The 6,416-nt window shown below is 44.6% G+C and carries 4 protein-coding genes; all 4 read left to right on the top strand.

The genetic code is table 11. The features are described from left to right. Positions 1 to 355 precede the first annotated feature (355 nt). Entirely contained in the window at positions 356 to 985 is a 630-nt protein-coding gene (locus ISR87_12690; protein ID MBL7026300.1) for a class I SAM-dependent methyltransferase, read from the top strand. An 82-nt stretch (positions 986 to 1,067) separates the two neighbouring features. Next, the gene (locus tag ISR87_12685; GenBank protein ID MBL7026299.1) at positions 1,068 to 3,251 is read left to right on the top strand and encodes a carboxypeptidase-like regulatory domain-containing protein; all 2,184 of its coding nucleotides are present in this window, start codon (positions 1,068 to 1,070) and stop codon (positions 3,249 to 3,251) included. 156 nt (positions 3,252 to 3,407) lie between these two features. Beyond that, the gene (locus ISR87_12680; protein ID MBL7026298.1) at positions 3,408 to 5,792 is read left to right on the top strand and encodes a TonB-dependent receptor; all 2,385 of its coding nucleotides are present in this window, start codon (positions 3,408 to 3,410) and stop codon (positions 5,790 to 5,792) included. A 28-nt stretch (positions 5,793 to 5,820) separates the two neighbouring features. Continuing rightward, complete coding sequence (locus ISR87_12675; GenBank protein ID MBL7026297.1) at positions 5,821 to 6,414, top strand: DUF479 domain-containing protein; 594 nt, start codon at positions 5,821 to 5,823, stop codon at positions 6,412 to 6,414. The last annotated feature ends 2 nt before the right edge of the window (positions 6,415 to 6,416 follow it).

Genomic DNA, 6,416 nt, shown 5'->3' with positions numbered 1-6,416 from the left:
ATTACTTGCTTTGATTTTGAAGGAGGGTTTTTTATCTTTGCGCATCTTCACCTCGTAGGTGTGTTATGATTATTTTTTAAGACATTATAATTTAACACGCTTACGAGGTTTTTTATTATTCTAAATCGGAATCAGGGTGGATATAAAAAGGGGGCTAAAGTAACAAATTATTATGATTTAAGTTTAGTATCTCATTACTGGGTTAATGGCTCAGGATTGTTATTTTCCTATAAAGAAAGGCCTTTATTGAATTGGCCTTTATTGAATTATCGGGGAATCCAGGCGGTGCTGAGTCTGGATTTTGACAGGAAACAATCCAAATAGGGGGGCCGGGACAATCTGTTGAAAGGATGACATGGAAGTTGATACTGAAGCCCAAAATCATTTTTATGATGGCTGGATATACCGCAAACTCCTCGATCCATCACTTAGGGGCATTCGAAAAAGAGTATCACGGCTTATATCGGGAAACGCAACGGTGTTGGATGTGGGTTGTGGAACGGGAGATCAATTGTTTTATCTGTCCAGCCAAATCAAATCTGGTCTGGGCGTAGAATTGTCAGCCACCATGATCAAAACCTGTGAGGATCAAGCCCTGGTCAGAGGGATAAAGAATTGTGAGTTTTTGCTAGCCGATGCCAGTAATTTATCAGCACTCAAGGATAAGTCTTTTGATTACGCCATATCCAGCCTGGTCATCCACGAGATGCCTGAAGCTATTCGCATTCCCGTATTATCTGAAATGATGCGCCTGGGAAAACAGCTCATCCTGGTGGATTGGATTTACCCGCAACCCTCGGTGACGAGGGAAATGACTACGCATTTTATTGAGCGGCTTGCAGGCAGAGAACACTACACAGGTTTTCGGTCATTCATGCAGCAGGGGGGCATGCCGTATCTCATAAAGACCCTTGGGCTGGAAACGCTTGAAACCCAAATTACAGGCAAGGGGAACATGCAACTATGGGTGTGCAGAACCCCATAAGAAACATTGGAGTCAAGTTTTAGTATAACATGTCAGCTATAATCACAAGAATGGATTGCAAATTTCAAAACGGGGGACCAGAATGAAACGTCTACTTCTAGCACTGCTAGTTATTGCCATGCCACTTATGTCAGCTTCCAAGGGCAGCATAAAGGGACGGGTAACCGATGCCAAGACCGGAGATCCACTTGCTGGAGTGAATGTGGTCATACAAAAGCATGGTCTGGGGGCCGCAACAGACCTAAAAGGCAATTATAAAATAATCAATGTTCCTGAGGGGGTTTACACCCTAAAGGCCACCATGATTGGCTATACCCCTGAAACCGTTAAAAAAGTGAAGGTAAAAGGCGGAAAAACAAGCAAGGTCAATTTCCGACTGAAGACGCAAAAGATAAAGGGACAATCGGTCACCGTCACAGCCACGAAACCAGAGATTGCCAGAGGTGTCACTGCATCAAAAGGAAAAGATACATCCGCAGAGGTTATGGGGGGCAGCTCATCTGGCAAAAAACCATCGAAAGAAGATAGTGAAGATCCCCCTCCAGCAGAGTCAGACAGGGGGACAAAACCTCGACCTGCACTACCTGTTGAAAGTGAGGCAACAGAGAGTCTTGTTGAAGACCCAAGATATACAACAGATGAATTGGCACCTGCGACAATTCCATCAGACATGGGTGTACCTTCACATCCAGGTGACATCAAGATGTCAACACCACGACCTGCCCCCCCGCAATCTGGAGGGCTGAAGGCAGGCTTTGCCGATGACAATCAGCAATTCAATTACTTCCTCAACTTTTTAAACCAGTACAAATCTTCTGTAAACAGTTATGCCTATGACATCAACGAGCGGATTCATTTGTTGTTGGAGGACAAGGATGGCAAGAGTCTGCCCAATGTTGAGATTAAGATTTTTGATCGCAAAGAGAGTCGACTTCTGGATGAGGGCAAAACCTATGCAGATGGTTCATATTTCTTTTACCCCTCTGAAGTGGCTGCCAAGGATAAAACCTTCCATGTCGGTTATACAGTTGACGATGGTTATAAGACGGTAGAGGTAAAACGCAATGGCCCCCGCACAATTATCATCCAGGCAGACCAGGCCCGGGATTTACAACCCAGGACACCAGTGGATATTGTATTTATCCTGGATACCACAGGCAGTATGGGTGAGGAAATCAAACGCCTCATTGCCACCATTGATTTGATACACATGAACCTCTCAGCACTTTCGAATCAAACCTTGATCCGCTTCGGCATGGTACTGTATCGAGATAAAGATGACAAGTATCGCACACAAGTCGTACCCCTTACTTCAGATATTGATGTGTTTCGCCAGGCTCTTGAAAATGTGAGAGCAGCTGGTGGTGGTGATACGCCAGAAGATTTGCAAGCCGCACTACATAAGGCCATGCGGAATGTGGACTGGAACCAGGATGGGTTACGTTTAGGCTTTGTCATTACCGATGCTTCAGCTCACCTGGACTATGGTCAGAGGTACACCTATATCTCCGCTGCCCTGGAAGCCAAAAAGAAGGGCATCAAATTATTCACAGTGGGAACCGGTGGCCTGGATATTCGTGGAGAGTATGTATTGCGACAAATTTCACAACTCACTTATGCCAAATACTTGTTCTTAACCTACGGTAAAGAGACGGGTGAAAACGTGGGTGGTGTAGCAGGCAGCGTGAGTCATCATACTGGTTCCAATTATCAGACGGATAAACTGGAAGCCATTATCATGCGTCTGGCCAAAGAGGAAATCTCCAACTTTACAGATGATCCCCTGGAAATGGATGAAGGCTACTTTGAAGCTGAGAAGGTGGACCATGAATCCAGAGAGGAAACCCTGTCGAAGCTCTTTAAGGAAGCCATCTCCAACCTCATTGACTATTCAACACTCAAGATTGAGGATTCCAGGAGATTGGGTGTCCTGCCCATTCACGCGAAAACAGAACATTCTGAACTCAGCGCAGAATATTTCCAGGAGCAGGTTCAACTATCCGTGGCACAAAACAACCAGTTTGTTCTCATCGCCCGCAAAGACCTCCAGGCTGTTCTGGAAGAGCAAAAGTTACAGCTGTCGGGACTTTTGACAGAGGCTCAAACCACCAAGATTGGAGAGCTATTGGGAGCAGAACTCTTGCTTGCAGGTGAACTATATGAGAAAGAAGCTGGTTATGACCTCTTCCTAAAATTACTGCGGGTTGAAACAGCAGAAATACTGGCGGTGACAAAAATTATTATTGATAAGGATCTGGGGCTCTAAAAAAACCACAGAGTCTATACCATAGCAGTGAGGGTTTATATCATATTGATATAGCCCATGCTGATTCACCTTTGCAAAAGTAAGTGTATACACTCACTTTTAATGATGGCTTGGAGTTTGAAAGTCTGAAGGCCCTAAAGCTGAAGGGGCAAAAGGATGAACAGACATTCAAACAGACGAATAAAATTCACGCACACCAAAAGAGCTTCCATTTCCATACTGGTTTTCCTGCTTTACTCAAGCATGCTATGTGCTCAACCTCTCACTCAAACAATAAAGGGGAAAGTCTTAGACCAGGATACTCAAGAACCATTGATTGGGGCAAATGTGATTGTTCTCGGGATAGAGCCTGTGAGAGGGGCGACTACTGATCACAATGGACTTTTCTGGATAGATAGAATTCCCGTGGGCCGATATGATCTAAAAACCAGCTATATCGGTTTTGAGCCCCAGGTCTTGCCAGAAATATTGGTAAGTTCGGCCAAAGAGGTGGTTGTAACCTTTCAACTGGTCCAATCTATCATAGAAACCGAGCAGGTTATCGTTGAAGGTGCCAGCAGCAAGGAGATCCCTCAAAACTCAATGGCCGTCGTGAGCGCCAGGACCTTTACTGTTGAGGAGGCACGCAGATATGCCGGAGGGATGGATGATCCTGCCCGTTTGGCCTCGTCTTTTGCAGGTGTTTCAACGGGAGCTGCCCAGGATAATGCCATCGTTGTTAGGGGAAACGCTGCCAAGGGGTTGTTGTGGCAGGTAGAGGGTGTTCGAGTTCCCAGTCCCAATCATTTTCCTGATATCAATGTAGCCGGTGGCGGCTTTGTTTCTGTCTTGAGCAGTCATGTTCTGGGTAATTCAGATTTTTATACGGGAGCATTTCCCGCAGAATATGGAAATGCACTGGCTGGTGTGTTTGACATGAAATTACGCGAAGGGAATACTGAAACAACTGAGTATACATTTCAAGCTGGAGTCCTGGGTTTAGATGCTGCCGCCGAGGGACCCATACCGGGCACTGAGAATGCATCCTACCTTTTCAATTATCGCTACTCGACTTTTGCTTTGATAAAGGACTTCATCCCTTCTGAACAGATTCCAGAATATACAGACTATACCTACAAGCTGGTCATCCCCACTCAAAAATATGGAAAATTTTCAATATGGGGTCTTGGCTCAAATGATATAAATATTGAACCTGAGAAGGCGGACTCAAGTTTATGGACGGTTCCATGGGATAGGATATCATATGATCTCGAAATGGGAATGAATGTTTTGGGTCTTACTCACAAGTATCTGGCAACACAAAACACATATATTAAAACAAGTGTTATCCGGACTGAACAGCACTCCACAATGAATATGTATCGTCTTAATGATGAATTGATCCTTCAAGATAATTATTTGGCGGAGAATACATCTGGGACCGTGACTTTATCTTCCTATCTCAATACGCGATTCAGTCGGAAGCACGCCAATCGCACCGGTGTGATTTTTGACAGATTGAACTTTCATTTTGACCAGCAAGCCGCTCTGAATAATACCTTGCCATTGACACGGCTGGTCGATCAAAACGATGTGGCTAACCTGACACAGGTATATTCTCAATCACGCTTTGGTCTAAGTCCAAAACTTGAACTAAATACAGGAATTCACCTGCAACATTTCAGTGTGAATGATGAGATTACAATTGAACCCAGACTGGGCTTGACCTGGAAAATTGATCCAATCCGCTCCCTGAGTCTAGGATATGGTGATCACAGCCAGATGGAAGAACTCCGCATCTATTTTGTTGAACAACCGACAAATGGCCAGGCCACCCAACCAAATAAAAATTTGGGATTGTCCAAAGCTCACCACCTCATTCTTGCATACCAACAGAAACTATCGATGAACACAATCATCAAACTCGAGCCATATCTTCAATTCGCCTATAATGTCCCGGTAATTCAGGACAGCTCATTTTCAATGTTGAATTTTGCACAGGATCTCAGCTTTAATAGTCCCCTGGTGAATGATGGACTTGGTCATAATTATGGTTTGGATATAACCCTGGAACGATATCTGATCAACAATATGTATTTTCTGGTAACTGCCTCAATTTTTGAATCCAAGTACACAGGAGGTGATGGAATAGAGCGGGAGACCCGATATGCTACGAAATATGTGGTGAATGGATTAATAGGGAAAGAGTATATGTTGGGTCGGACAAGGGAAAATATTCTAGGTCTAAATGTCAAATTGAAAGTAGCAGGAGGCGCTAGAAGATCACCCGCTAATATCGCAAAAACGATAGCTGCTCAAGAGGTAATTTCAGATGAATCACGTGCTTTTGAAGAACAGGATGCCAGCAAGGCAATGCTGGATATCAGTATCACATACCGCAAAAATAAAGCGAGGTATTCAAGTGTTTGGGCCTTACAACTGATGAACGCTCTCGGCAGTCCAACAGACTCATACTATGAGTTTGACTACGAATTGGATAAGGTGCAACTGGTTGAAGAGATGATCGTTGTTCCATCTCTCAGTTACAAGATAGAGTTTTAACCAGAGAAAATTCGTATTAGACTGGGTGATGAATTATCTCGCCCATTTACTGATCTCCCCCGATGATGAGTTGTCCCGACTGGGCAATATCATGGCCGACTTCATGCGGGGCGTGAAGCATGAATCACTCCCGGAAAAAGTAAGGGAAGGGATTCAGCTATATCGTGCAGTTGATAGATTTACGGACTCACACGAAATATTCCAGGACTTGCGCAAATACTTCAGCCCTGAAAAACGGCGCTTCTCTGGAATCGTTCTGGATGTGGTTTTTGATCACTTTCTTATTCGGCATTGGGAGAAGTACACCACAAAAGACTTCAATACCTTTGTGGATGTGTGCTACAGTGACCTCTGGAGTCATCATGACCTCATGCCGGAACGCATGGAATTGGTTGTGAGATGGATGATCAAAAGGGACTGGATTCGATCATATGCTGAGCTTGAGCATGTGGGTCGTGCCCTGGATGGCCTGGCAGGCCGCTTGAAGCTGAGACACGATTTTCATGGCTCCATCGAAGAAGTTCATGAACACTACGCTGCCATTGAAACAAGCTTCTTGACATTTTTTCCTGACCTCCTTGCTTATGTCAAGCGTTACAACAGCCAGGGCCCTGATCAATAAAT

The organism is Candidatus Neomarinimicrobiota bacterium (assembly GCA_016784545.1).
Taxonomy (GTDB): Bacteria; Fidelibacterota; UBA8477; order UBA8477; family JABMPR01; genus JABMPR01.
The sequence above is the reverse complement of the archived record's forward strand: the minus strand, read 5'-3'. Positions and strand labels throughout refer to the sequence as shown.